Consider the following 25,139-nt stretch of genomic DNA (forward strand, 5'->3'; position numbering starts at 1 on the left):
GCTCCGTCACATCTCCACCAGCAAGCAATGCTCATACGCGTGGGCCATGTAGCGTTTTACGGTGCGTTCGGACACCTTGAGCCGCTCGGCAATCTCCCGATAACCCAGGCCTTCCAACTGGCTCCAGAGAAACGCCCGCCTGACCGGCGGCGCCAGGCCATCGAGCAATTCATCCAGGGCTTGCAGGGTTTCCAGCAGCAACCAACGCTGCTCGGGGGACGGTACGCAGTCCTCAGGCAAGCGTGCCAAGGCATTCAGATAGGCCTGCTCCAAGCTGCGCCGTTGATGAAAATTGACCAGCAGACGCTTGCCAACCGTCACCAGGTAGGCCCGTGGCTCCTGCAATTGTGTGATCGGCTGAGCACTGGCGAGGACTCGCAGAAAGGTATCCTGACTCAGATCGGCCGCATCCCAGGCATTACCTAACCGCCGCCGCAGCCAGCTTTCGAGCCAGCTGCGATGATCACGGTACAAGGTGTGGAGACTGGGCTCAGGGAAGTGCGTCGGCATTACAGCATCATTCATGGCAAACAGACCTGCGCGGCGCGAGTTAGTCTCAAATGAGATTCATTCTATTTAATATCCCGCCGGCACACCATGTTCTTTTCAATACCTGCCTGTCAGTCGCCCTGCGCTTCGCCATCAAACACTTGCCCACGCCCAATCACAGTGCCCGGTTTGAGCACTGCACCGGGGGCCAACACTCCATTGGCACCGACTCGACACTGATCCCCCAGCAACGCGCCAAACTTGTCGCACCCGGTGCGCTGCAACCGGCCATCGATGCGCACCAGCACTTCCTTGTCCGCCCGTTCGTTGCGGTAGTTGGCGACGATACTGCCGGCCTCCAGGTTGACCCCGACACCCAGCACCGAATCCCCGACAAAGTTGAAATGCGCGAGTTTGCTGCCCTTGAACACAAACGAGGTTTTCAACTCGGCACCCGGCCCGAATATGCAATTTTCATCCACCCAGCAACCACCCCGCAGATAAGCACCGGCGGCAATAAAACAGTGAGCACCGATGATCAGCGGGCCCTTGAGTACTGCGCCGGGTTCCACGGTGGCCGAGCGATGGACGGCGATATCGTCCTGGATGTCGTAGTCGGCAGCGGGCAGCCCGGTCAACAGTTGCCCGACAATGGCGGGTGCCTGGGTTACCAGGTCCCAGGGAGCCAGATCGGCCCAGGGCGCCAGCGCCGAATGGGAAATGTGCGGGAGATAATCGGTGAGTCGAATCAAGATCGAGCCCTCTACGGATCAGAGAAGCCCGAAACGCTAGCATGTGGATTACCGAAAGGGTATCTGGCGTTCTTGATCAATACCTAATAAGCATCAAACCATACTCGTTCGATATTAGACGAGAGCAAAACCTAGGGAGGAAACTAGCGCCAACTATAAAAATACTTAAAGAGTATCAAGATGCCCACCCACTCCTCCTGGATAGTCCTGTCGATCACCGGCCTGTACATGCTCAGCCTGGCGTTGATCAGTTATGGCGTACGCCGCCATTCGCGCAGCGCCACCAACTACACCACCGGCGGCGGACATTTCCCGGCGTTTCTGATTGGCTTTCTGATGCTCTCCGAATTCATCGGTACCGCCGTGAGCATCGGCACCGCCCAGACCGGTTTCAAGGTAGGTATCTCGGCCGCCTGGAACCTGTTCGCCCTGGCCCTCGGTTTTGTGCTCTTCGCCTGGTTGCTGGCGCGCAAGTACAAGGAGTTGGGCGACAACACCATCTCTGGCGTGCTCGCGCGTAACTACGGCCAGCGCACCCGCTTCGCGACCTCGATCATCACCATCTTTGCCCTGGAGATCGTCGCGGTATCGATCTATGCCAGCGGTGGCGCGGTATTGGCCAGCGTGATGCAAGTGGACCGGACCCTGGCGATTGTCATAGTCGGTGTGGTCTCGGTGCTGTACGTGAGCATTGGCGGCATGCGTTCGGTGATCTACACCAACTTCGTCCATGCCGCCCTGAAGTACCTGGGTGTGGGGCTGGCCCTGTGGTTCGGCCTCAAACAAGTGGGCGGCATCGGCCAGTTGCAGGCGCAACTGCCTGCCAGAATGTTCGACTGGACCGCCATCGGTTGGGGTCAGATCATCGCCTGGATGATTGCCGGCATCGGCTCGATCTTCTCCACCCAGTATGTGATTCAGGCGGTGAACACCGTCAGTCATGCGGGCAAGGCTCAGCGCGCCTGCTTTTATGTGGCGATCCTGATGGTGCCGTTCGGCATCGGTGCCGCGTTGATCGGCATGTGCAGCGCCGTGCTGTTTCCCAACGTCGACTCACTGCAAGCCTTCCCTACGCTGATCGCCAGCATGGACCAACTGACCGCTGGGCTGGTGGTCGCAGGGCTGGCCGGCTCGCTGTTCGGTACCATCTCGGCGGTGAGCATGGGCTCGGCCACGTTGCTGTTGCGGGACTTCTACGAGCCCTGGTTCAACCCGGAAAAAAGCGATGCCAAATCCCTGCGCTTCGTGCGCCTGGCGACCATCGCCGTCGGCCTGTTGCCGATTGCCTTGGCGCTGACCTCGGACAAGGTGCTGATGATCGCCTTCCTCGGCAAAGCCCTGCGCGCCTCCCTCGCCGTATTGGTATTGATGGTGTTTTATGCGCCGAAATTCGGCACAGCAACGGGTGCGTTCCTCAGTATCGTCGCCTCCCTGGTGGCGACGGTGGGCTGGTTCCTCGCCGGTAATCCGTGGGGCATTGATAACGCCTACATCGCGCTGTTCACGCCGCTGATCATCATGGGCATCAGCCATGTGACGCGGCGCAAGACGCCGGCCGAGCCACTGGTGCACGCCACGAGCTGATGTAGGATGGTCGGCCTACCAATAAGGAAATTGCCCAATGCTGCCGATTCGCACCCCATTGATTCTGCACCCCGGCCTCTCTACCCCAGGCCGGCGGATCTGGCTCAAACTGGAAAACCTGCAACCCTGTGGTTCATTCAAATTGCGCGGGATGAACACCCTGTGTGCTTATGCGGCGAGCCAGGGCAAGACCACCGTGGTCTGCCCTTCCGGTGGTAATGCCGGCCTGGCGACGGCCTTTGCGGCGCGGGGCCTGGGCTTGCAAGCGCGGATCGTGGTGCCGACGACCACACCTGAAGCGACCCGGGTCCGTATCCAGCAGGCCGGGGCTGAAGTGATCGTGCACGGTGATCTTTGGGATGAGTCCAATCAGCTTGCATTGAAATTGGCTGAAGCACCGGATGCCCTGTATGTACCGGCCTTCGATCATCCGCTGCTGTGGGAAGGCCATAGCCGTATGATCGACGAGATTCTGGAGGACTGCCCTCAAGTCGGCGCCGTCGTCACCTCCGTGGGCGGCGGTGGACTGCTGGCGGGCGTGCTGACAGGGCTTGAGCGTCATGCGCGTTATGACTGCAAGGTGATCGCGTGTGAAACGGCAGGCGCGGCGTCGTTTGCCGCCGCTGTGGAGGCTGGACAACCGGTGCGGTTGGCGAAGATTGATACGGTCGCCAAGTCCCTGGCGGCGACCCAGGTTGCGGCGTGGCCGGTAGAGCATATCGGCAAATTTGCCCATCAATGCGTGGTGCTCAGTGATGCCGAGGCAATGATGGGCGTTGCGCGTTACGCCGATGATTTGCGCCAATTGGTGGAGCCGGCGTGCGGGGTGTCGTTGGCGGTGGCGTATCTGGAGCATCCGGCGATTGCCGGGATTGAGGATGTGGTGGTGATTGTTTGTGGTGGGGTGAGTATCAGTGCTGAAACGGTCGCCCAGTGGCAACAAAACGACTGACACACTTGGCCCCTGTGGCGAGGGGGCTTGTCCCCTCGCCACAGGTTTAGCGCTCGCCAGCATCCTGCAAAATAAGATCCGCGCCCTTCTCCGCCACCATCAACACCGCCGCATGGGTATTGCCTGAGGTCACATTCGGGAAAATCGACGCGTCGACAATCCTCAGCCCCTGCATCCCATGCACCTTCAAGCGCTTGTCCACCACCGACACCTGGGGGTCCGAGCCCATGGCGCAAGACCCACACAGGTGGTAGATCGATCCACTGTTCTCACGGAAGTACTGCAGCATCTGCTCGTCGCTTTTCACCGCCGCCCCCGGCAGGACTTCATCCACGGTAATGCCCTTGAGTGCCGGGGCCTGCATGATCTTGCGCATCAGCCGGCTGCCCTGGATCACCTCATCGATGTCCTTTTGAGTGCTCAGGTAATTGGGGTCGATCAACGCCGCATCCCGTGGATTTTTCGAAGCGATGCGAATGGTCCCGCGGCTGGTAGGCCTACATGGGTTGAAGCACAGCAGGAAGCCTGAATACGGCTCGGGCTTGAGGCTGGCCTTGTTGCTTTTCGGGATCTGGTACGACAGCGGGTTGAAGTACAACTGCAGGTTGGGATGCGCCTGTGCTTCGTTGCCGCGAAAGAACCCGCCGGCCTGGTTGACACTCATGGCCAACGCACCTTTGCGGGTCAGCAGGTACTTGAGGCCCAGTTTAAGCTGGCCGAACAACGAGCTGAGTTCGTCGTTCAGGGTCGGAATATTGGCCTTGTAGTAGTAACTGGCGCACAGGTGATCCTGCAGGTTCTGCCCCACCGCCGGCAGGTGCTTGACCAGCGGGATATCGTGTTCAGCCAGCAATTGCTGATCGGCAACACCCGAGAGCTGCAGGATTTTCGGCGTATCCACGGCACCGGCACACAGGATTACTTCCTTACGCGCACTGAAGGTACGCACCACGCCGTGCTGGGTGACGCTAATACCGGTGGCACGCTGCTGGTCGTCGAACAGCACCCGGTCCACCAGTGCGTAGTGCTCCAGGGTCAGGTTCGGCCGACTCAAGGCTGGATGCAGGTGAGCAAAGCTGCTCGAGCAGCGCTCGCCGTTACGGGTGTTGACGTCATAGAGCCCTGCGCCTTCGAAGTTCGGCCCATTGAAGTCGTCGCTCTGGGCATAACCCAATTGCTCGCAGCCCTTGAGGAACACATCGCAAATGGCGTGGGTCTGGCCCTTCATGGGCGTGATGCTGATGGGGCCGCTGCCGCCATGGTACGGAGTGTCACCCAGCGGGTGGTTCTCCAGCTTGCGGAAGTACGGCAGCACATCGTCAAAGCCCCAGCCGTCGTTGCCATTGGCGGCCCAGTCGTTGAAGTCATGGGCCTGACCGCGCACGTAGATCATCGCGTTGATCGAGCCGGAACCACCCTGCACTTTGCCGCGCGGGGCATAGATGGCGCGGTCGGCCAGTTGTTTTTGCGGCTGGCTGTAATACATCCAGTTGAAGGTCGGGTTGTAATACATCTTGGCGAAGCCGACCGGGATCTTGAACCACCAGGAGCTGTCCTTGCCGCCGGCCTCCAGCAGCAACACCGAATATTGCCCGCTGGCGGACAACCGGTTGGCGAGGATGCAACCTGCGGCGCCAGCGCCCGCGATGATGTAGTCGTATGTCATGCACAGTTACCGCGTAAGTCGTTTTTACAGAACCCGCCCAGTGAAGAGCGGGACAGCTCATCAGCCCTTGGCGGGCGAAGTGTCTTTGACATCTGCCGGAGTCGGCGCCATTTGCAGGTGCAGGCGTTCGCCGGTGTACGGGGAATGTCGGCGCACCACGTCCATGTTCAACTCGACGCCCAGCCCCGGCTCGGTGGACGGGATGATGTAGCCGTCCTCCCACTGCAACGGTTTGGTCAGCACTTCGGCGTGGAAACCGCCCCAGGTCATGATGCTTTCCTGGATCAGGAAGTTCGGCGTGCACGTGGCCAACTGGAAACTCGCCGCAGCACCAATCGGGCCGTTGTACAGATGCGGCGCGATTTGCGCGTAGTAGGCCTCGGCCATGCTGGCAATCTTCTTCGCCTCCAGCAGGCCGCCGCAGCGGGCGACGTTCATCTGCAAGATCGATGCGCCACCCGCTTGCAGCAGCTTGAAAAATTCGTACTTGGTGGTCAGGCGTTCGCCCGTGGCAATCGGAATACTGGTCTTGGCGGCAACCTGGGCCATGGCCTCTTCCTGGCCCGGGGGCACTGGTTCTTCGAACCACAGCGGGTCGTATTTCTCCAGGCGCTTGGCCAGGCGAATCGCCGACGACGGCACCATCTGCCCGTGGGTGCCGAACAGCAGGTCGCACTTGTCCCCTACCGCTTCGCGGATCTTGCGGCAGAAGGTTTCGCAACGCTCCAGCACTTCGAGGGAAATCTGGTGGCCGGAGTACGCGGTGTAGGGGCCGGCCGGGTCGAACTTCACGGCGGTGAAGCCCTTGTTCATATTTTCGATGGCGCACTCGGCGGCCAGGTCCGGGTCGTCGTAGTCGTACTCGCCCTTGCTGTTGACCGGGTACAGGTAGGTGTAGGAACGCAGGCGCTCGTTGACCTTGCCGCCGAGCAGCTCATACACCGGCTTGTTGGCGGCCTTGCCGATGATGTCCCAGCAGGCCATCTCCAGGCCGCTGACCACACCCATCATCGTCAGGTCCGGACGTTGGGTGAAGCCACTGGAATAGGCCTGGCGGAAGAAACGCTCAATATGGTGCGGGTCATGATTAAGCAGGTAGCGTTCAAACACGTCCTCGATAATCGGCAACATGGCCTTGGGGCCAAAGGTGGCAGCGTAGATCTCGCCGACGCCTTCAATGCCGCAATCGGTCTTGAGCTTGACGAACAGCCAGTACATGCCGCCGATGTGCGGTGGCGGTACGGCGACAATATGGGTTTCAAGGGCGACGATTTTCATCTCAGGCACCTGTCTGGTTGAATTTTTTACGATTGATTCGGGCGCGCAATGTCAGGGCTGCCAGGGTCCCGAGCACGCCGACAAAGGCGATGTAGCCGAAATACAGGTTGTAGCCGACCTGACCTGGGTACTTGTCTGTGAGGTAACCGTTGATCAGCGGGATAAACGTATCTGGCAGGTAACCCACCACCGAGACGATGCCGATAGCCAGGCCGGTGATGCGCAGCGGGATGTTGCAGCTGTCGAGGATCGCCCAGTACAGGCCGCGAATGGCGTAAGTCATGAGGCCGATAAAGATCACCGTACCGATCAACAGACCCAGGTTGCCCGCAGCCGGGAACACAATCAGCCCCACCATCGCCAGGGTCACCAGAATCAGCGCGACGATCAGCACCGAGATATTGGAAAACTTGTCCCCCAGCCATCCGCCGCCAATCCCACCGATGGGACGCATCCACAGCTTGATGGTGGTGATGGTGCCGGCCATCACGGCGGTCATGCCGCTGCCTTGCAGGTAATCGGAGAAGCTGTAGGTGGCCCAGAACATGTGATAACCGCAGAACACAATGGCGGTCACCAGCCACAGCTCGGGGATTTTTACCAGGGTGGCCAGGTCAGTCAGCAGGTTGAACTTGCCCTTCTCCACCGCTGCGGTTTGCGCCATGGACTTGGGGTCCTTGAGCAGCACCAGCACACAACCGATGGCGATACAGACGAACGAGTACAGGTACACCACGTGCTTGAAGCCTTCGGCTGCCGTCTGGCTGCGAGTTTCGGTGGCGTAAGCGAACAACCCCAGCGCGACGGTTGCCAGCAAGGCTTCCACCAAACCACGACCACCGTCGAGGATGCCGAAGAAACGCCCTTGCTCACTATGGTGGGCAATCATCTTCACCCGCTTGAGCACCGAGGCCCAGAAGGTCAGGCCGGTGCTCAGGCCCCAACATCCGAAGATAATCATCAGGCCGGTCATCGACGGCACCGTGGAATACCACAGGCCCAACGCGCCGGTAGCCACCAGGGAGAAAAAGATCAGGAAACGGGGTGGCAACCGGTCCGCCAGCCAACCGCTGGGCAAGTAACTCAACAGAAAGATCGTGCCCAGCATCGAGTACAGGTAACCCAATTCGCTGTGGCTGATCTGGAACACTTCGAGCATGGTGGTCTGGTAGACCTGGCGCAGGTAGAGGATCGGGTAGATCGCCCCGGCGGCCAACACCAGCAACATCAACTGAAAGTAGCGACTGGCTTTGTCGCTGTTGGCCGCAGGCGCGGCGTCGAAACCCTGAACAGCAGGCGCAGGCTTGGACATAGTGTTGACCTCGGGCAGCCCGCTGAACGGGTGCCCTGATAATTGTTTTTATGGGGTGCAGCGTGAGGCTTTGTTTCAGGCGGCGAATCAGTACTTCATGACCACCAGTCGGGTCTGGGTGAACTCGAGCATGCCGTGCTTGCCGTCGTCACCGCCCAGGCCCGAGCGCTTCCAGCCGGCGTGATAACCCTGGTACGGGTCAGCCGGGGTGCGGTTGACGTACAACTCACCGGCCTCGATGGCATTCGCCACTTTCATCGCCGTGCGGTAGTTCTCGGTGTAGAGCACCGACGACAGGCCGAACTGGTGATCGTTGGCCAGGGCCAGGGCTTCGTCGATGTCGCGATACTTGAGCACCGGCAGCACCGGGCCGAAGATTTCTTCCTGGATGATTTCCATGTCCTGGCGGCAACCGCTGAGCAGGGTTGGCGGATAGAAATGGCCTTTGCCCTCGGGCAGTATGCCGCCGGTTTCCAGTACGGCACCGTCAGCGATGGCGCGCTGGACCATGGCGTGGATGTTCTGCCGAGAGCTGGCGTTGACCAGCGGGCCCATCAGGTTGGCGTCTGTCGTGCGGTCGCCGATGCTCACGGCGCTGATCTTGGCTTTGAGCAGGGCCAGGAACCGGTCATGCACGCTTTCCTGCACATACACCCGCTCCACAGACGTGCACACCTGGCCACAGTGGGTCGTCTTGGAGGCGATGATATCGCTGGCGGCCTTTTCCAGATCGGCGTCGGCCTCGATGATTGCCGGGGTCTTGCCACCCAACTCCAGGGACGGCTTGGCAATATTGGCCTTGCAGTAATCAAGCACGATACGCCCGGCGTTGACGCTGCCGGTCAGGGTGATCAGGCCCACTGCCTTGTGGGTGCAGACGCTGGCGGCGGTGTCGTGGTCCATGGTCAGGATATTGATCACCCCAGCCGGGATCCCGGCTTTCACCACGGCCCGGGCGATGGCAAAGGCCGACAGCGGCGTGTTGTTGCTCGGGCGCACCACCACTGTGTTGCCGGCAATCAGCGCCGGGGCGATCTTGCGCAGCAGGGTGTAGACCGGGTAGTTGAACGGGATCAGGCAGGCCACCACGCCAATCGGCTCGCGCTGCAGGAACAGGTTCTCGTCCGGAGTATCGCTGGGGATGATTTCGCCTTCGATGCGCCGCGCCCATTCGGCATGGTAGCGGGTGATCTGCGCCGCATAGCGGGCTTCGTTGCTGGCCTCATCGAGGCTTTTTCCGGACTCGCTGGCCAGGGCCGCACCGATGGTTTCGGCGTCGGCTTCAAGGGCTACGGCCAAGGCTCGCAGGTGCTCGGCACGCTGGATGCTGGTGAGTTTGCCCCACACTTTCTGAGCGACGGCGGCAGCGTCAACGGCGGCGGTTGCCTCCTGCGCAGTGGCGGCCGAAACCTGGCCGATCAGCGCTTCAGTGGCCGGGTTATAGACCGCGATCAACGCGTTGCTGGCAGGTTCGATAAAGTGACCGTTGAAAAAATTGCGCTCGATTTGCATGTGCTTCGCCCATCGTTGTTTTTATCCGAGTGGCCAGCAGTCTTGTCATCGGGCCACGGTTGAACAAACGATTTATTGAGCAGGCAAACATTCAAAAAACGCAGGTTAGTCCTTCACACTGCGGTAGACGGCTCCAATTGCCGCTGCGCCAACCAGATTTCTTCTTGCAGCCACTGGCTGAACACCTGCAACTGCGGCATCTCGGTCTGTTCCGGGCGCGTCACCAGCCAGTAGGACTGATGCCCTTCCACATGCACATTGAGCACCTGGGTCAATTGCCCGCTGGCCAGTTCCGAGGCGACCATGTGCCAGTCGGCAATGGTGATGCCCAACCCATCGATGGCCGCCCGGATGGCCAGGTCCAGCAGGTCGAACTCGTAACCGCCCTGGGTATCGACGCCGGTAATACGGGCAGCATCCAGCCAATGCTTCCAGGTCAAATAGCGCTGGTCTTCCTTGGCCAATACATGCAGCAGGGTCATGCGATTCAGATCAATGCCCTGCTCGTCGCCCCACTCCCGGGCATACAGGGTGGGCGCACACACGGCGATATGGCGCTCCTGGATCAGCAGCGAACTGTCCAGCCCATCCCATTCGCCATCGCCAAAACGAATCGCGCAATCGAGGGTGCTGGTCTCCGCCAGGCTGTCTTGCAAGCGCGTAGTGATGCTCAGTTCCAGCTCCGGGTGTTGCTCGCGCAAACGCCCCAGGCGCGGCATCAACCAACGGTGGGTGAAGGTCGGCGGCGCGTTGATGTGCAGGCGGTTGGAGTGGGTTTTCTGCTGGATACTGCGCACCGTCAGTTCGATCTTGTCGAACGACTGGTGCAATGCCCGCAACAGCACGCGGCCAGCGCTGGTCAGCTCGAGGTGATGATGGCGGCGTTCCAACAGGTGCTCGCCCAGTTGCTCTTCCAACTGACGCACCTGGCGACTGACCGCACTCTGGGTCACATTCAGCAACTCGGCGGCGCGGGTGAAGCTACCGGTGCTGCCCGCCACTTCGAAAGCTTTGAGGGCGTTGAGACCGGGCATTTTGCGTTTCATGAAAAGCACTCGAAAGCGGCTGACAAGGCTTCAAGCATCCCATGAACGCCACTGATTGTCCTACAAGCATTGCGCAGTAACATGCACTTTATGAAGGTTCAGGCGCAGTTTTTATCGTTTGTCGATCCTGTGCCAGATGACAAGACTGCCGGCATCTCTAATAAAAATAAACGAGAGTTGCCCCATGCCCTTCCCTGCTTTCCTGCGCCTGAAAACTTCCTGCGCCGCTCTGCTGTGCACCTTGGCGGCACCGGCCATGGCCATCCAGATGACCGACAACCTCGATCTGGGCGGTGCTATCCGTGCCCGCTGGGACGTTGACCCGGACCGCGATATTCAGAAGTTCGGCCTCGACACCGTATTCCTCAACGCCAAGTACACCTCCGACACCTGGATCGGCGCCGCCCAGTACCGCTTTTATGGGCGCTCCTATCCCTATCAGTACACCAGGAACTACGGTGATATCCGCTTCGCACAGCAAGCCTGGGTCGGCTACAAGTTCAACCCCGCCCAGCAAGTCCAGGTCGGTCTGAACCAGGTACCGTTCGGTTTGCAACCGCTCTTCGGCAGCACTTTCTACGAAACCCTGGGCAACGTCATCGGCCTTGAAGACGTGCAACAAATCGGCGCCAAGTACATCCAGCAAATCGGTGAGTGGAATATCCAGGGCGGCTATTACCTGCGCCCGGCGTGGCAAGGCCAAGGCACCAGCCATGGCGTGACCTATTCCAGTGTGGTGTCCGAGGCCGACAGCTCCGTGGTTGACGGCAGCCATAACCAGGAGCGCAACACCGTAGTGCTGCGAGTGGCCAAGGCCTTGGAGCTGGGAGCGTGGAAGTCCGAAGTGGGCCTCTCGGGTCTGACGTCTACCCTGGAGAACAAGGATACTGACGAAAATGGTCGCCGTAACGCGATCGCCGTGCACTACGCCGGCAAGAACGGTCCGTGGGGTGTGCAATTGCAGGCGGCGCGCCAACAAATGTCACCGCGCAATCCCGGCACTTCCGAGGTGGTGACCCTGGGCGGCTATGACGGCACCTACAACGTGGCCAGTCGCGGCAATCTGTACGTGGCGGACGTGAGCTACGACGTCGCCGGCAAGTACCTGTTCGATCAGATCAGTGGCGTGAAGCTGTACGCCAACTACAGCGCCTTCGACAAATCCGCCGATGACTTCAAGACATCGCAGCGGCTGATCCTCGGAACCTCGTTCTCCTTCAGCAAGCTGTGGATCGCCACGGAGTGGCTGATTGGCAAGAACGATCCGTATATTGGTGGCAGCAGTTACGCCCAGAGTTTGGGGGCTGGGGGGAGTAATCAGTGGGAGAATCAGTTGTATATGAATGTTGGGTATTATTTCTGACCTGAGCATCGACATGCCCCCGTAGCAGCTGTCGAGCGCCAGCGAGGCTGCGTCAGGCGCGCCTCGATGCCGGCGCCTTTTGATAACGGTGGTGCGGCTGACGCAGCCTCGCTGGCGCTCGACAGCTGCTACGGGAAATTATTTCGTTCACGATGTAAGGTCAGTTCAGTCACTATAAAAACAACAAGTGTGGAGCCCGACCTTCATGCGTCACTTGCCCTCCCTCAACATGCTCCGCGTCTTCGAAGAAGTCGCCCACCACCGCAGCTTCAGCCAGGCCGCCCTCGGCCTGAACGTCACCCAAGGTGCCGTCAGCCGCCAGATCAAACAACTGGAAGACTACCTCGGCGTCGCCCTATTCATACGTACCCCCAGGGGCCTGGAACTGACCGAGTCCGGCGCCGCGCTATCGCCCCATCTGGGGCAGGCCTTTGACCATATCGAGCGTGCCCTGCAATCGGTTCGCGTGCCCAACCTGCGTCAACGCCTGCGCATCCTCGCGCCGCCAACCTGGGCCACCCGTTGGCTGTCGGCGCACTTGCGTGAGTTCTGCCTGCGCTACCCGGACATCAGCCTCAGCGTGACCCAGCAAAACAGTCACGACAGCCTGGCGGAGATCGACTGCCAGATTCGCTTCGGCTTGACCGCCGCCAGCCACTGCGCCAGCCAACTGCTGGTGATGGAACGGCATATCGCCGTGGCTAGCCCGGAGTTATTTATCGGTGATCAACCCCCCAACCTGCGGCAGTTTCCCTTGCTGCACATCCTGCACGATGGCAAGCGCTTGAAGGTCTGGGAGAACTGGCTGGCCGCGACAGGCCGTGAGGATATCGATGCGGACCAGGGCCTGGAATTCAGCACCCTGGACCAAGTGATCCACACCGCATTGGCCGGCGGTGGCCTAGCGGTAATCGACCGGCAGATGATCGAGCGCGAACTGGCCAATGGCAGCCTGTTGCCGATCACCCCGGTGGAGGTGATCGGTCCTTATGGCTATTGGCTGGATGTCGCAGCTGACAAGCAGGGGTTATCCAAGGTGCGGTTGTTTACGCAGTGGTTGAATCGGGTGAGCAATCCCTGAAGCGGGAGCGTCAGCCTTGCACGCCTGACTCAGCGTCAGTGCCTTGGTCTCCGGCGCCCATGCCCAGGAAATGATCGCCCCCAGCACCAGGATCGCCGCCAGAATACCCATGGTCGGGCTCAAGCCAATCCCGGCCACACTCACCGGCAACAGAAAGGTGCTAACCGCCGAACCCAGCCGACTCACCGCCGTTGCCAGGCCGATACCGCTGGCGCGCACTTCGGTGGGGAAACTCTCCGCCGGGAACACCCCGACCAGGTTGCTGACCGCTGACAACACCAGGGTGAACACCCCGAATACCAACACCATTAGCCACGCCATGCTGCCAGGCAGCACCGCCAGCAGAAACAGCGCGACGGCGAGGACGATGAACGAGTTGATCAGGAAGCCACGACGCGAAAATTTTACGGTGCACCAGATGCCGATCAACGCGCCGACAATCAGCAGCAGGTTGAGCATCAGCTCGGTGCCAAAACCTTCAGCCAGGCCCATCTTCTGCAAAATCGAGGGCAGGAAGGTGTAAATGGCGAAATACGGCATGACGATGCACACAAAGAACAGGCAGTTGAACGCCGTGCGTTTGCGGTATTCACGGCTGAACAACACGCCATAACCTGAACGGGTTTGCGCCGACGGTTCTTCGTCGAGCACTACGTTTTCCCCCAGGTGTTTCTTGACAATGGCCCGTGCCTCGGCGATGCGCCCGCGATTGACCAGCCAGCGCGGAGACTCCGGAGTACCGATGCGCGCAATCAGGATCAGGCCTGCGGGAATCGCCGACGACGCCAGCATCCAGCGCCAGGCATCATCACCCAGGTGGAGCATGGCGGTACCGACAAAGGTGGCGGCGACATAACCGAAGGTCCAGATCACGCTGAACGAACCGAGCAGCACGCCGCGATGTTTCTTCGGCGAGAACTCCGCGAGCATCGCGTGGCCGACACTGAAGTCGCCGCCCAAGCCAATACCGATCAGCACACGACAGAGAAACAGCCCCATCGCCGTTTCCGCATAAAACTGCATCACCGACGCTACGGTGATCAACACAAAACTCACCAGGAAGATTTTCTGCCGTCCCAAGGTGTCGGAAATCCAGCCAAAAAACAGGCTGCCCAAAAACAGTCCGATCAGCGCTGAAGCACCGATCAGGCCTTGCCAGAACGCGTCCAGTTGCATCTGCGGGCTGAGCAACGTGAAGGCAATCCCGATCAACCCCAGGATATAGCCGTCAGTGAAGTGTGCGCCGAAGGTCAAACCGGCGATTTTCAGGTGAAATCGACCGATCGGCAGGTCGTCGATTTTGATCGTTTGAGCGGTCATGGTGTTCTCCATATTGTTGTTCTTGACGGAGTAACAGCGGGCAACGCCATTCCAATGTGGGATTGGCGTTGTTGGGCCAGGTGTATTTACAGCCCACCCATCAGCAGGTATTTGATCTCCAGGTAATCGTCCAGGCCGTACCTGGAACCTTCACGGCCCAACCCCGATTCCTTGATCCCGCCAAACGGTGCGACTTCGGTGGAGATGATCCCTTCGTTGATCCCCACCATGCCTGCTTCCAGGCCTTCGGCCATGCGCCAGACGCGGCCGATGTCGCGGCTGTAGAAGTAGGCCGATAAACCGAATGGCGTGTCATTGGCCCGCTGCAGCACTTCGGCTTCATCGCTGAAGCGGAAACAGGCGGCTACCGGGCCGAAGGTTTCTTCCTGGGCGATCAGCATCTCGCCGTTGGCTTCAGTCAGGATGGTCGGTTCAAAGAAGGTCCCGCCCAAGGCATGGCGACGACCACCGCACAACAGTTTGGCGCCCTTCTCCAAAGCATCGCCGACATGGGCTTCGACCTTGGCCAGGGCCGCAGCATTGATCAGCGGGCCTTGTTCGGTTTCGCCTTCCAGGGCATTGCCGACGCGCATGGCTGCCACCGCTGCCGCGAGCTTTTCGGTAAAGGCGTCATACACGCTGTCCTGGATAAAGAAGCGGTTGACGCACACGCAGGTCTGCCCGGTGTTGCGAAACTTCGACGCCATGGCGCCTTTGACGGCTGCGTCCAGGTCGGCGTCGTCGAACACAATGAACGGTGCGTTGCCGCCCAGCTCCAGGGAGACTTTTTTCAGCGTGTCGGCGGCCTGACGCATCAACAGCTTGCCGGTGCGGGTCGAGCCGGTGAAAGACAGTTTGCGTACCACGCTGGAGGCTTGTAGCGCACCGCCAATCGCTACGGCGTCACCGGAGACGATATTGAACACGCCGGCGGGAATCCCCGCCTGCTCGGCCAGCACCGCCAGGGCGAAGGCCGACAACGGCGTCTCTTCCGAAGGTTTGAGAATCATCGTGCAACCCGCCGCCAACGCCGGGCCGACCTTGCGGGTGACCATGGCCAGCGGGAAGTTCCACGGCGTGATGGCGGCAACCACGCCGATGGCTTCCTTGGTGACGATAATGCGTGCATCCGCCTTGTGGCTGGGAATCACATCACCGTAGGCGCGCTTGGCTTCCTCGCCAAACCATTCCAGGAAGCTCGCGGCATAGACCACCTCACCCATGGCTTCGGCCAACGGCTTGCCCTGTTCCAGGCTGAGCAGGTTGGCCAGCTCTTTCTGGTTGCTCAGCATCAACTCGCTCCAGCGTTTCAGACGCTGGCTGCGCTCCTTGGCCGTGAGTTTGCGCCAGGCCGGCAAGGCACGGTTGGCGGCGTCGATGGCCAGGTTGGTTTCTTCGGCACCGGCACGCTGCACCTCGGCAATCAGCTCAGCGTTGGCAGGATTGAGTACCGGGTACGTCGGACCACCGGACGACCATTGACCATCGATGAAGTTGCCCTTGCGAATCAGCGGGTTCATGCCACAGCCTCAATCAGGTTAAAGCGGTCCAGGCCCGGACGGGCGCTGCGCAAAATGCGCTTGCCGGCGGTGTAATCGTTGATCACATCGCATGGCGTGTAGTTGCGTTCCAGCTCATGCAGCTCTTCGCTATCCAACCGGGTGTCGAGGGCCGCGAGAGCGCTGTCGAACTGCTCGGTGGTGTCGGCACCCACCAGCATGCAGTCGACACCGGTATGGTTAGCCACCCAGGCCTGGGCGATCTGCGCGTTGGATACGCCACGGGCACGGGCCACACGCTGCACCGAGTGGGCAATATCGAACGACGCCTGGTCGCTGTACATCTGCTGGGTGAAGAAGTCGGTCTGGTTGCGGTTCGACTGCGCGTCGCCGGTGAGCAAGCCCCGAGCCAACGGACTGAACACCGAGACACCCAGGCCCTGATCGCGGCAGAACGGGATCATCTCGCGCTCTTCTTCGCGGTAGGCGCAGTTCAGTTGCAGCTGCATGTTGATCGGCTTAACCCAGCCATTGTGCTCGCAAACCATGAGGATCTTCGCCAGTTGCCCGGTGAGCATGGTCGACACACCGATGTAGCGGGCCTTGCCGCAACGCACGATGTCGTTGAGGGCGCCCATGGTTTCTTCCACCGGGGTGTTCACGTCGAAGTAATGCAGCATGAACACATCGACGTAATCCATGCCCAGACGCGACAGCGAGGCGTCGATACTGTCCATGATGTGCTTGCGCGAATGACCGCTGGCGTTGATGCCGCTGCGGGTGCCGTAGCCGACCTTGGTGGTGACCACGATGTCTTCGCGGCGGGCCAGGCGCTTGAGGGTGCGCCCCACCACTTCCTCACCGACACCTGCGGAGTAGAAGTCCGCCAGGTCGATGAAATTGACGCCATTGTCCAGGGCGTGGGCCACGATCGGCTCACTTTGCTTCTCATCGAAGATCCACGGCTTCCAGTCCGGGGTGCCCATGTTCATGGTGCCCAGGCACAGACGAGAGACTTGCAGGCCGGAGTTGCCCAAACGGATGTATTGCATGGGGTCGTCCTCAGGCTTTTGGCGTGTAGAAAGGGTTGCTGATGTGTGCGACTACATCGGCCAACTGGGCGGTTGCAGGCAGGCCGGTCAGGGCGGCGCGGATTGCCGTGCGGCAGGCGTTGTAGTTGTTGTGATAGACCGCATCCAGGTCATCGCAGGCCGGGTTGACCCAGTTGGCCGTCACGATCGCCCATTCGTCTTCCGCCTCGGGCGGCAAGGTGCCGTCGAGCAAGGCTTCCAGCACCGCCTTGGCGATTCCGGCCTGGGACGCGCCCCAGGTGGCATTGCCATGCAGGTCACTGCCGATGGCGGCCTTGTTGACATACAGGGTCATGGGCTTGACCGGGATATTCGGCTGGGCGATCACCATAAAGGGGCAATGGCCCTGGCTTGGCGATGCCAGGCTGTTGGCAAACGCCTGGCCCGCCGGGCCGTTACGCGGGCCGATCAGAAGGTTGATGTGGGCAGCATTGACGCCGGGGCCTTCGAAGCCTTCGCCGATGTACAGGTCGAGTTCTTTCATATCGCAAACGCTCTTTTGTTATGAGGGAGCTGGTTGGCGATTTTTTAGCACTGGCAAGGACGGTGACTGTAACCATTAAAAGTCATGGAGCCATGACTTGCGGTCATACCCTTAAAAAACGCGCTCCATCTTGATGACTTCGATGGCCACCGAGCTGTTGCCACGGCTGAAGGTGCCTTCACCGACCTTGCGAAAGCCAAACGACTCATAGAACTTTACGGCGGTCAGGGTGGCCTCCAGATAGACCTTGCGGTGGCCGGCAGCTTCGATGCGGTGCATGGCCTCACTCAGTAACCGGGCACCAATGCCCCGCCTGGCAGCCTCGCCACAGACGAACAGCTTGCTGAGCTCATGGCCGTCAACTTCCACAAAACCCTGGAGTGTGTCGGTGTGGGCCAGCCAGAAATTGCCGGCGACGATAGCCTCGCAGTAAGTCTGGGGCGAGCGGCCATCGAGCCACATAGCAATCTGCTCCTGGCTGTAATCGGTGTTGCAGAGGTTCTCGACGGAGTTTTTATGCACTTGGAAAATGTCTTCGGCATCTTCCAGACGAGCGGCGCGAATCAGCAGATTATTCATTCCTTTGAGGTTCCGGTTCAGGTCAATGATCCCGGCCTTTATAGCTGAGCCAGGGCGTACCAGCCACCCAAGATCGCACATCTTGTGCGTTGACCAACTTTCTTACACACCATATAGTGTGCCCACAAATACAGACAACCACTACATAGTGTGCAAGATCGCTTTAGACCGACCACACTATGCGCAGTATTTCAATGCCTTGAAGCCTGCAAACCGCACATTTTTTGAGTGCGCGCGGAGAATAAAGCCGCCGCCGTCAGAACGAACCAGGAAGGAGTATTTCAATGCTGAGTTGGGATGAAGTCGACAAAGAAGACACCGGTGCAGCGGTGATCAAAGGCGCCAACGCCGGCCACGCCACCGAAGCCAACATGGATCGCCTCGACGGTGCCGGCGCTGCTGCCGCCATCGAAGCCCGCGCCGTCACCGCCAGTGACTCCGCCGCCATCGTGCGCGCCAAGGCCGCCCTCGACAAACTCGACGTCGCCGAAGGCCTCGCAGAACTCGAAGGCTCCGCCGCCCGCGTCGCCGTTGACGAAAAGCGCATGATCAACTGCCGCGCCGACCTCAACCAACTCGTGCCCTTCAAGTACGACTGGGCCTGGCAGAAATACCTCGACGGCTGCGCCAACCACTGGATGCCGCAAGAGGTCAACATGACCGCCGACATCGCCCTGTGGAAAAACCCCGAAGGCCTGACCGACGACGAACGTCGCATCGTCATGCGCAACCTCGGCTTCTTCTCCACCGCCGACTCCCTGGTTGCCAACAACCTGGTCCTGGCCGTGTACCGCCTGATCACCAACCCGGAGTGCCGCCAGTACATCCTGCGCCAGGCCTTCGAAGAAGCGATCCACACCCACGCCTACCAGTACTGCATCGAATCGTTGGCCATGGATGAAGGCGAGATCTTCAACATGTACCACGAGATCCCATCGGTCGCAAAAAAGGCAGCTTGGGGCTTGAAGTACACCCGTTCGATCTCCGATCCTAAGTTCGAAACCGGCACCGTCGAGACGGATAAAGAGCTGCTGCGCAACCTGGTCGCTTACTACTGCGTCCTGGAAGGCATCTTCTTCTACTGTGGCTTTACCCAGATCCTCTCCATGGGCCGCCGCAACAAAATGACCGGCGTGGCCGAGCAGTTCCAATACATCCTGCGGGATGAGTCGATGCACCTGAACTTCGGTATCGACGTGATCAACCAGATCAAAATCGAAAACCCACACCTGTGGGATGCCGAGATGAAGGAAGAAGCGACCCAGATGATCCTGCAAGGGACTCAGCTGGAGATCGAATACGCGCGTGACACCATGCCGCGCGGCGTGTTGGGCATGAATGCGGCGATGATGGAGGATTACCTCAAGTTCATCGCTAACCGTCGCCTGTCGCAGATTGGGTTGAAGGAAGAGTATCCAGGGACGACGAATCCGTTCCCTTGGATGAGCGAGATCATGGACTTGAAGAAAGAGAAGAATTTCTTTGAGACTCGTGTGATCGAGTATCAAACCGGCGGCGCGCTTAGCTGGGATTGATCTCATACGGCCCCATCAGGGGCCGTTTTGTTTTATGTACTGATGCTTTTTTATGCCAAATCAAACCATCAAGACGCCTTGCGTCGGCCTGTGCTCCACCGTTTACGGGGATCTGGTCTGCCGTGGGTGCAAGCGGTATCACCATGAAGTGATCCAGTGGAATGGCTACAGCGCGGACGAGAAGCAAGCCGTATGGCTGCGCCTCGAGCAGTTGCTGGTGCAGGTGATGACCAGCAAGCTGGAAGTGCTGGACCCTCAACGCCTTCGCCAGCAACTGGTAGACCGCAAGATTCGCTTCATGCCTCACCAGTCACCGTACTGCTGGGCGTATCAGTTGATCGCCCGGGGCGCGCGGGTGATGTCCAGACTGGATGCTTATGGCTTGGCGTTGCTGCCGGAGTTTCGTGAGCGGGAATTGACGGATCTGCGGGACGCGATTGACCGGGAGTTTTTCCTGTTGTCGGAGGCACATTACGAGCGCTATATCGCGCCGGGGTTTCTGCGCGAAGCGTTTGGGCCGCCGTTGATAGCCACGCTTTAAAGAACACCATAAACCCAATGTGGGGCAATTCGGCTGGCTCACGAAGGGCTGTAGCCGCTGCCGAGGCACGAGGCTGCGATGCGTGTCCGCAGGACCGCCCTTAGGGCCGCTTCGTCGGAATGCCGCACCAAGCCCATCGCAGCCTCATTCTTCGGCAGCGGCTACAACTGCCTTCGCGGGCTTGCTTGCTCCCACATTTGGATCTTCGCCAGTCAGTAGGTCCAGGATGCTCCCCGCTCTGTCTGCAAGCCATACTGATCAATCGCCTGCTGACATACCTGCCGACCCAGAGTCCCCTGCTCCACCAAAGCGGTCAGCGCCGCCAGGACAATGTGATGGCGATCCACCTCAAAGAAGTCGCGCAATGCCGCCCGGGTATCGCTACGTCCGAACCCGTCCGTACCCAGTACCGTGTAGCTTGAATCAAGGTATGAGCCAATCATCTGCGGCACCGCCCGCACATAGTCGGACACCGCAATCACTGGCGCGCCCTTGGGCAGGCATTCGCCCAAATGACTCTGGCGCGCAGGCTGTTGCGGGTGCAGACGATTCCAACGTTCCACTTCCCGCGCCTCTCGCGCCAGTTCGCTGAAGCTGGTAACGCTGAACACCTCGCTTTGCACCTGCCAATCGTCCGCCAGCAACTGCGCCGCAGCCTGGGCTTCGCGTACCAGCGTGCCGGAACCGAGCAGACGCACCTTGCCGTTGTCTTGACCGCTGAGGCGGTACATCCCTTTGATAATCGCCCCCTCGACACCTTCCGGCAAGCTCGGTTGCGGGTAGTTTTCGTTCATCAACGTCACGTAGTAGAACTCGTCGACGTCGTGCTCCAGCATCTGGCGCATGCCGTGGTCGAGGATCACTGCAAACTCACCCGCAAACGCCGGATCATAGGCGCGGCAGTTGGGCACGGTGGCGGCGGTCAAATGACTGCTGCCATCCTGATGCTGCAAGCCTTCACCGCCCAGGGTAGTACGCCCGGCCGTAGCCCCCAGCAGGAAGCCCCGGGCGCGCTGGTCGGCGGCGGCCCAGATCAGGTCGCCCACCCGCTGGAAACCGAACATCGAGTAGTAGATATAGAACGGCAACATGCGCAGGCCATGCACCGAATAGCTGGTGGCCGCCGCGACCCAGGAGCTGATGGCGCTGGCTTCGCTGATGCCTTCTTCGAGGATTTGACCGTCGGTGGCCTCGCGGTAACTGAGGATCGAGCCGATGTCTTCCGGCTCGTAGCGCTGGCCGACGCTGGAATAAATACCAATCTGTTTGAACAGATTGGCCATGCCGAAGGTACGTGCCTCGTCAGCGACGATAGGCACGATGCGGGGCCCGAGGTCCTTGTCCTTGAGCAGGTTGCTGAGCATGCGCACAAAGGCCATGGTGGTGGACATTTCCTTGCCGTCTGCTTGAGTGGCAAAGCCGCCGTATCCCGACACCGGCGGCACGCTCACCGGCATCGCCTGTTGGCCGCGGCTCGGCACATAACCGCCCAGGTCTGCGCGGCGCTGGTGCAGGTAACGCATCTCCAGGCTGTCTTCAGCCGGTTTGTAGAAGCTCAGGGATTCGGTCTGCTCATCCGACAACGGCAACTGGAAACGATTGCGGAAGGCGAGCAGTGATTCACGGTCGAGCTTCTTCTGCTGGTGGGTGGTCATCTTGCCCTGCCCCGCTTCGCCCATACCGAAGCCTTTCTTGGTCTGAGCCAGAATCACCGTCGGCTTGCCCTTGACCTGGCGGGCGGCGTGATAAGCGGCATGGATCTTCAGCATGTCATGGCCGCCACGCTTGAGGCGGTCGATCTGCTCGTCACTCATGCCCTCGACCAGTTTGGCCAGGGCTTCACTTTGGCCAAAGAAGTGTTCGCGATTGTAGGCACCGTCCTTGGCGGCGAAGGTCTGGAATTGACCATCCACCGTCTGGGACAGGGTGCGCACCAGGCTGCCGTCTGTATCCTTGGCCAGCAAGGCATCCCAATCCGAACCCCAGACCACTTTGATCACGTTCCAACCGGCGCCGGCAAACAATGCCTCCAGTTCGTCGATGATCCGACCATTGCCACGCACCGGGCCGTCGAGCCGCTGCAGGTTGCAGTTGACCACCCAGGTCAGGTTATCCAAGCCTTCGCGGGCGGCCAGGGTCAGGGCCGACATGCTTTCCGGCTCGTCCATCTCGCCGTCGCCAAACACGCCCCAGACGTGCCGGTCGGTGGTGTCCTGCAAGCCACGGTGCTGCAAGTAGCGCATAAACCGCGCCTGAAAAATCGAGCTGATGGGGCCAATGCCCATGGATCCGGTGGGAAATTGCCAGAAGTCCGGCATCAACCACGGATGCGGATAGCTGGACAACCCGCGCGCGCCGGCCTTGAGGGCGCCGAGTTCCTGACGATAGTGGGCCAGATCGGTTTCGCTCAAACGCCCCTCAAGAAAAGCCCGGGCGTAGATGCCGGGCGCGGAATGCGGTTGGTAGAACACCAGGTCACCGCCAAAGCGGTCATTGCGGGCGCGGAAGAAGTGATTGAAGCCCACCTCAAACAAGTCGGCGGCGCTGGCGTAACTGGCGATATGGCCGCCCAGTTCGCCATAGGCCTGGTTGGCTCGCACCACCATGGCCAAGGCGTTCCAGCGTACGACTGAGGCCAGACGCTCTTCGGTGGCCAAGTCGCCGGGGAAGCGCGGTTGCTGGTCCGGGGCAATGCTATTGATATAAGGCGTGCCGTGGCGGGGCTTCCAACCGATCGCAGGTGCACCACCGGCAGCGGCCAGCATGTCGAGAATTTCCCTGGCGCGTTCTGCGCCGGCATGGGACACCAGCGATTCCAGGGCGTCGCGCCATTCGGCCAGTTCTTCCTGATCCATCGCTGTCTGACTCACTGCACTCGCGAAACCGTTCATGGGCACCTCCGGGCTTTTTTCCAGTTTATGTCGGCACCGAAGGTATTTTTGACTGTTATGGCCCGAGCCAAGATCCTTTTTGAGCATAAATCACTGCCAATCCTGAAATTCAAAGCACGTTGTGCTCAAACACCCTGAAACCCGGCAATTGTGTTTAAAATGCCGCCCGCTCAACGACCGACGCTGCCCGATGAACCCAGACGCACTCGCCACCCTTAACACTCATTTGCTTACCGCCCTGCACACTGCCCCTGCAGAAACCCGGCGCCTGTTTCACGGCCGTGGCCGCTGCTGGCCGGGCCTGGAGCAACTGACGGTGGATTGGCTGCAAGGGGTGGTGTTGGTCTCGCTGTTCAAGGAACCCCAAGCGGCCGAACTCGAGGCCCTGAAACAGCAACTGGTGCAGATCACTGCCTCGTCCGAATGGCAGCAGTCCGGCGCCCATACCCTGGCGCTGCAACATCGCTACCTGCCGCAGAGCACCACTGAATGGTTGCTGGGGCAGCCGGTCGACGAGTTGACCATCACCGAAGGCGGCCTGCGTTACCTGATCGATCTGGGCAAAAAGCAGAACAGTGGGCTGTTTCTCGATATGCGCTATGGCCGCAACTGGGTGCGCGAGCAAGCCCAAGGCCTGCGTGTGCTGAACCTGTTCGCCTATACCTGCGGGTTTTCCGTGGCGGCCATCGAAGGCGGCGCCGACCATGTGGTCAACCTGGACATGGCCCGTGGCGCCCTGAGCCGGGGCCGTGACAATCATCGGCTCAATGGCCATGACTTGAGCAAGGTGACGTTTCTGGGCCACGACCTGTTCAAGTCCTGGGCCAAGGTCACCCACAGCGGCCCTTACGACCTGGTGATCATCGACCCGCCCTCCTTTCAGAAAGGCAGTTTCCTGCTGACCAAGGACTATCAGCGGGTGTTGCGCCGCCTACCGGACCTATTGAGCCCACAGGGCACCGTGCTGGCGTGCATGAACGATCCGGCTTTTGGCGAAGACTTCCTCATCGATGGCGTGACCCTCGAAGCCCCCGGCCTGCGCTTTGAGCAGCGCCTGGAAAACCCGCCGGAATTCCCCGACGTAGACCCTCAAAGTGGCTTAAAAGCGTTGGTGTTCCGCCAAGGCTGATGCCGAATCGCCGAACGCTTGCTACGCTAACCATTACGCCGGGAAGGTGAACCTTATCCCCCGTCACCCGGTCGATACATGCACCCTTTGGTCAGATTCGACGACGTATCATCCAACCGTCGGCTGTCCTGCTTCACCTTCTGGAGAATGCCTTAGTGATATCGACTCTACATGTAGCCAGACTCAAAGCATGGGGCGCCCATGGTTTTACCGCCACGGGTGTGGTCCTGGCGTTCCTGGCAACCTTGGCGTTGCTCGAGAACCAGCCCAAGGCTTGCCTGCTGTGGCTTGGCCTGGCACTGGTGGTGGACGGCGTCGATGGCTCGCTGGCGCGAAGGGTCAATGTGCAGACCGTACTGCCGAGCTTTGACGGCTCGGTGCTGGACCTGGTGATCGACTACCTGACGTATGTGTTTATCCCGGCACTGTTTATCTATCGCTATATCGACCTGCCGGATTTCACCCACCTGTTCACGGTGTCGGTGATCCTGGTGTCGTCGCTGTTCTGTTTCTGCAACGTCAACATGAAGAGCAAGGACAACTACTTCCAGGGCTTCCCTGCCGCCTGGAACGTGGTGGCACTGTGCGTCTACATCATCGCCCCGGCGCCTTGGGTGACGCTGCTGACAGTGATCGGCCTCGCGTTGTTGACCGTGACGCCGATGAAGTTCCTGCACCCGTTCCGGGTCAAGCGCTTCATGCCGATCAACATCGCAGTGACCACGGTGTGGCTGCTGTGCAGCCTGTTGCTGGTGATGGACTACCCCTACACCAACCGCCTGACCATGGGGCTGTGGTTGTTGATGTCGGCGTATTTCCTGGGGATTTGTATCTGGCGTACGGCGGTGGAGTGGCTGGATAAATCTCGCCATTGATCACCCGCAAACTTGTGGTGAGGAGCTTCTGTGGCGAGGGGGCTTGCCCCGGTACAAACCGGGGACATCGTTTACGTTTCTAACCGGGGACATGGTTTACAGGTTAATACGCATGATCAGGAGGTATCTGATCATGCCCTGGAACCAAGAGTCCCCCATG

Annotated in this window: 21 protein-coding genes; 8 read left to right on the forward strand and 13 right to left on the reverse strand. The window is 60.0% G+C overall.

Annotated elements, in window-relative coordinates; all coding sequences use genetic code 11:
- Positions 1 to 6: 6 nt before the first annotated feature.
- A complete protein-coding gene (locus tag J7E41_RS13750; protein WP_214993632.1) occupies positions 7 to 525 on the reverse strand; it encodes a sigma-70 family RNA polymerase sigma factor in 519 nt (172 codons plus the stop codon).
- 95 nt (positions 526 to 620) lie between these two features.
- Positions 621 to 1,241, reverse strand: coding sequence for an LpxA family transferase (locus tag J7E41_RS13755; RefSeq protein ID WP_214993633.1), 621 nt, complete (start codon positions 1,239 to 1,241; stop codon positions 621 to 623).
- A gap of 180 nt (positions 1,242 to 1,421) precedes the next feature.
- Between J7E41_RS13755 and J7E41_RS13760 the strand changes: the two genes are divergently transcribed.
- A complete protein-coding gene (locus J7E41_RS13760; protein ID WP_214993635.1) occupies positions 1,422 to 2,825 on the forward strand; it encodes a sodium:solute symporter family protein in 1,404 nt (467 codons plus the stop codon).
- Positions 2,826 to 2,862: 37 nt separating this feature from the next.
- The gene (locus J7E41_RS13765; RefSeq protein WP_214993637.1) at positions 2,863 to 3,777 is read left to right on the forward strand and encodes a pyridoxal-phosphate dependent enzyme; all 915 of its coding nucleotides are present in this window, start codon (positions 2,863 to 2,865) and stop codon (positions 3,775 to 3,777) included.
- 46 nt (positions 3,778 to 3,823) lie between these two features.
- Here the strand turns inward: J7E41_RS13765 and J7E41_RS13770 are convergent, their stop codons facing one another.
- The 5 genes from J7E41_RS13770 to J7E41_RS13790 all read right to left on the reverse strand — a co-directional run bounded on the left by J7E41_RS13770 (position 3,824) and on the right by J7E41_RS13790 (position 10,591).
- On the reverse strand, positions 3,824 to 5,443 hold the full coding sequence (locus tag J7E41_RS13770; protein ID WP_214993639.1) for a GMC family oxidoreductase: 1,620 nt from the start codon (positions 5,441 to 5,443) through the stop codon (positions 3,824 to 3,826).
- A 60-nt stretch (positions 5,444 to 5,503) separates the two neighbouring features.
- Positions 5,504 to 6,721: a mandelate racemase/muconate lactonizing enzyme family protein gene (locus J7E41_RS13775; protein WP_214993641.1), complete on the reverse strand. Its 1,218-nt coding sequence runs from the start codon at positions 6,719 to 6,721 to the stop codon at positions 5,504 to 5,506.
- 1 nt (position 6,722) lies between these two features.
- Positions 6,723 to 8,033, reverse strand: a complete 1,311-nt coding sequence (locus J7E41_RS13780) for an MFS transporter (protein WP_214993643.1) — start codon at positions 8,031 to 8,033, stop codon at positions 6,723 to 6,725.
- A gap of 87 nt (positions 8,034 to 8,120) precedes the next feature.
- Positions 8,121 to 9,545 carry an aldehyde dehydrogenase gene (gene aldA / locus J7E41_RS13785; protein ID WP_214993644.1) on the reverse strand — a complete coding sequence of 475 codons (1,425 nt, stop codon included), beginning with the start codon at positions 9,543 to 9,545 and terminating at the stop codon, positions 8,121 to 8,123.
- 113 nt (positions 9,546 to 9,658) lie between these two features.
- Positions 9,659 to 10,591: a LysR substrate-binding domain-containing protein gene (locus J7E41_RS13790; protein WP_214993645.1), complete on the reverse strand. Its 933-nt coding sequence runs from the start codon at positions 10,589 to 10,591 to the stop codon at positions 9,659 to 9,661.
- Between the two features lie 184 nt (positions 10,592 to 10,775).
- On the opposite strand from J7E41_RS13790, the gene J7E41_RS13795 reads away from it, so the two are divergent.
- Positions 10,776 to 11,954, forward strand: coding sequence for a hypothetical protein (locus tag J7E41_RS13795; protein WP_214993646.1), 1,179 nt, complete (start codon positions 10,776 to 10,778; stop codon positions 11,952 to 11,954).
- Positions 11,955 to 12,159: 205 nt separating this feature from the next.
- Complete coding sequence (locus J7E41_RS13800; RefSeq protein ID WP_214993647.1) at positions 12,160 to 13,035, forward strand: LysR substrate-binding domain-containing protein; 876 nt, start codon at positions 12,160 to 12,162, stop codon at positions 13,033 to 13,035.
- Here J7E41_RS13800 and J7E41_RS13805 read toward each other — a convergent pair.
- From J7E41_RS13805 to J7E41_RS13825, 5 genes are all read right to left on the reverse strand, one after another.
- On the reverse strand, positions 12,982 to 14,355 hold the full coding sequence (locus J7E41_RS13805; RefSeq protein ID WP_214993648.1) for an MFS transporter: 1,374 nt from the start codon (positions 14,353 to 14,355) through the stop codon (positions 12,982 to 12,984). The genes J7E41_RS13800 and J7E41_RS13805 overlap by 54 nt on opposite strands.
- Positions 14,356 to 14,441: 86 nt before the next feature.
- Positions 14,442 to 15,875 carry an NAD-dependent succinate-semialdehyde dehydrogenase gene (locus J7E41_RS13810; RefSeq protein WP_214993649.1) on the reverse strand — a complete coding sequence of 478 codons (1,434 nt, stop codon included), beginning with the start codon at positions 15,873 to 15,875 and terminating at the stop codon, positions 14,442 to 14,444.
- Positions 15,872 to 16,906: an aldo/keto reductase gene (locus J7E41_RS13815; RefSeq protein ID WP_214993651.1), complete on the reverse strand. Its 1,035-nt coding sequence runs from the start codon at positions 16,904 to 16,906 to the stop codon at positions 15,872 to 15,874. Before J7E41_RS13815 ends, J7E41_RS13810 begins: the two co-directional genes overlap by 4 nt.
- 10 nt (positions 16,907 to 16,916) lie before the next feature.
- On the reverse strand, positions 16,917 to 17,429 hold the full coding sequence (fae, locus tag J7E41_RS13820; protein WP_214993653.1) for a formaldehyde-activating enzyme: 513 nt from the start codon (positions 17,427 to 17,429) through the stop codon (positions 16,917 to 16,919).
- Between the two features lie 111 nt (positions 17,430 to 17,540).
- Positions 17,541 to 18,008 (reverse strand): GNAT family N-acetyltransferase, encoded by a 468-nt coding sequence (locus J7E41_RS13825; RefSeq protein ID WP_214993655.1) that lies wholly within the window; start codon positions 18,006 to 18,008, stop codon positions 17,541 to 17,543.
- 284 nt (positions 18,009 to 18,292) lie between these two features.
- Between J7E41_RS13825 and J7E41_RS13830 the strand changes: the two genes are divergently transcribed.
- Both J7E41_RS13830 and J7E41_RS13835 read left to right on the forward strand, forming a co-directional pair.
- Positions 18,293 to 19,543: a ribonucleotide-diphosphate reductase subunit beta gene (locus J7E41_RS13830; RefSeq protein WP_214993656.1), complete on the forward strand. Its 1,251-nt coding sequence runs from the start codon at positions 18,293 to 18,295 to the stop codon at positions 19,541 to 19,543.
- A 52-nt stretch (positions 19,544 to 19,595) separates the two neighbouring features.
- Positions 19,596 to 20,084 (forward strand): DUF1289 domain-containing protein, encoded by a 489-nt coding sequence (locus J7E41_RS13835; RefSeq protein WP_214993657.1) that lies wholly within the window; start codon positions 19,596 to 19,598, stop codon positions 20,082 to 20,084.
- Between the two features lie 212 nt (positions 20,085 to 20,296).
- On the opposite strand, the gene mdeB is transcribed toward J7E41_RS13835, so the two are convergent.
- On the reverse strand, positions 20,297 to 22,975 hold the full coding sequence (mdeB, locus tag J7E41_RS13840) for an alpha-ketoglutarate dehydrogenase (RefSeq protein ID WP_214993658.1): 2,679 nt from the start codon (positions 22,973 to 22,975) through the stop codon (positions 20,297 to 20,299).
- Positions 22,976 to 23,165: 190 nt separating this feature from the next.
- Here mdeB and J7E41_RS13845 point away from each other — a divergent pair, with 190 nt between their 5' ends.
- Together J7E41_RS13845 and pcsA are read left to right on the forward strand one after the other, a co-directional pair.
- Positions 23,166 to 24,104 (forward strand): class I SAM-dependent methyltransferase, encoded by a 939-nt coding sequence (locus J7E41_RS13845; protein WP_214993659.1) that lies wholly within the window; start codon positions 23,166 to 23,168, stop codon positions 24,102 to 24,104.
- Positions 24,105 to 24,259: 155 nt separating this feature from the next.
- A complete protein-coding gene (pcsA, locus tag J7E41_RS13850) occupies positions 24,260 to 24,979 on the forward strand; it encodes a phosphatidylcholine synthase (protein WP_214993660.1) in 720 nt (239 codons plus the stop codon).
- The last annotated feature ends 160 nt before the right edge of the window (positions 24,980 to 25,139 follow it).

It is taken from the genome of Pseudomonas fluorescens (assembly GCF_018614655.1).
GTDB lineage: Bacteria > Pseudomonadota > Gammaproteobacteria > Pseudomonadales > Pseudomonadaceae > Aquipseudomonas > Aquipseudomonas fluorescens_BX.

Coding starts and splice junctions, on each gene's coding strand:
- J7E41_RS13750 (WP_214993632.1), bottom strand. CDS start 525: ATGAATGATGCTGTAATGCCGACGCACTTCCCTGAGCCCAGTCTCCAC.
- J7E41_RS13760 (WP_214993635.1), top strand. CDS start 1,422: ATGCCCACCCACTCCTCCTGGATAGTCCTGTCGATCACCGGCCTGTAC.
- J7E41_RS13765 (WP_214993637.1), top strand. CDS start 2,863: ATGCTGCCGATTCGCACCCCATTGATTCTGCACCCCGGCCTCTCTACC.
- J7E41_RS13770 (WP_214993639.1), bottom strand. CDS start 5,443: ATGACATACGACTACATCATCGCGGGCGCTGGCGCCGCAGGTTGCATC.
- J7E41_RS13775 (WP_214993641.1), bottom strand. CDS start 6,721: ATGAAAATCGTCGCCCTTGAAACCCATATTGTCGCCGTACCGCCACCG.
- J7E41_RS13780 (WP_214993643.1), bottom strand. CDS start 8,033: ATGTCCAAGCCTGCGCCTGCTGTTCAGGGTTTCGACGCCGCGCCTGCG.
- aldA (WP_214993644.1), bottom strand. CDS start 9,545: ATGCAAATCGAGCGCAATTTTTTCAACGGTCACTTTATCGAACCTGCC.
- J7E41_RS13790 (WP_214993645.1), bottom strand. CDS start 10,591: ATGAAACGCAAAATGCCCGGTCTCAACGCCCTCAAAGCTTTCGAAGTG.
- J7E41_RS13795 (WP_214993646.1), top strand. CDS start 10,776: ATGCCCTTCCCTGCTTTCCTGCGCCTGAAAACTTCCTGCGCCGCTCTG.
- J7E41_RS13800 (WP_214993647.1), top strand. CDS start 12,160: ATGCGTCACTTGCCCTCCCTCAACATGCTCCGCGTCTTCGAAGAAGTC.
- J7E41_RS13805 (WP_214993648.1), bottom strand. CDS start 14,355: ATGACCGCTCAAACGATCAAAATCGACGACCTGCCGATCGGTCGATTT.
- J7E41_RS13810 (WP_214993649.1), bottom strand. CDS start 15,875: ATGAACCCGCTGATTCGCAAGGGCAACTTCATCGATGGTCAATGGTCG.
- J7E41_RS13815 (WP_214993651.1), bottom strand. CDS start 16,906: ATGCAATACATCCGTTTGGGCAACTCCGGCCTGCAAGTCTCTCGTCTG.
- fae (WP_214993653.1), bottom strand. CDS start 17,429: ATGAAAGAACTCGACCTGTACATCGGCGAAGGCTTCGAAGGCCCCGGC.
- J7E41_RS13825 (WP_214993655.1), bottom strand. CDS start 18,008: ATGAATAATCTGCTGATTCGCGCCGCTCGTCTGGAAGATGCCGAAGAC.
- J7E41_RS13830 (WP_214993656.1), top strand. CDS start 18,293: ATGCTGAGTTGGGATGAAGTCGACAAAGAAGACACCGGTGCAGCGGTG.
- J7E41_RS13835 (WP_214993657.1), top strand. CDS start 19,596: ATGCCAAATCAAACCATCAAGACGCCTTGCGTCGGCCTGTGCTCCACC.
- mdeB (WP_214993658.1), bottom strand. CDS start 22,975: ATGAACGGTTTCGCGAGTGCAGTGAGTCAGACAGCGATGGATCAGGAA.
- J7E41_RS13845 (WP_214993659.1), top strand. CDS start 23,166: ATGAACCCAGACGCACTCGCCACCCTTAACACTCATTTGCTTACCGCC.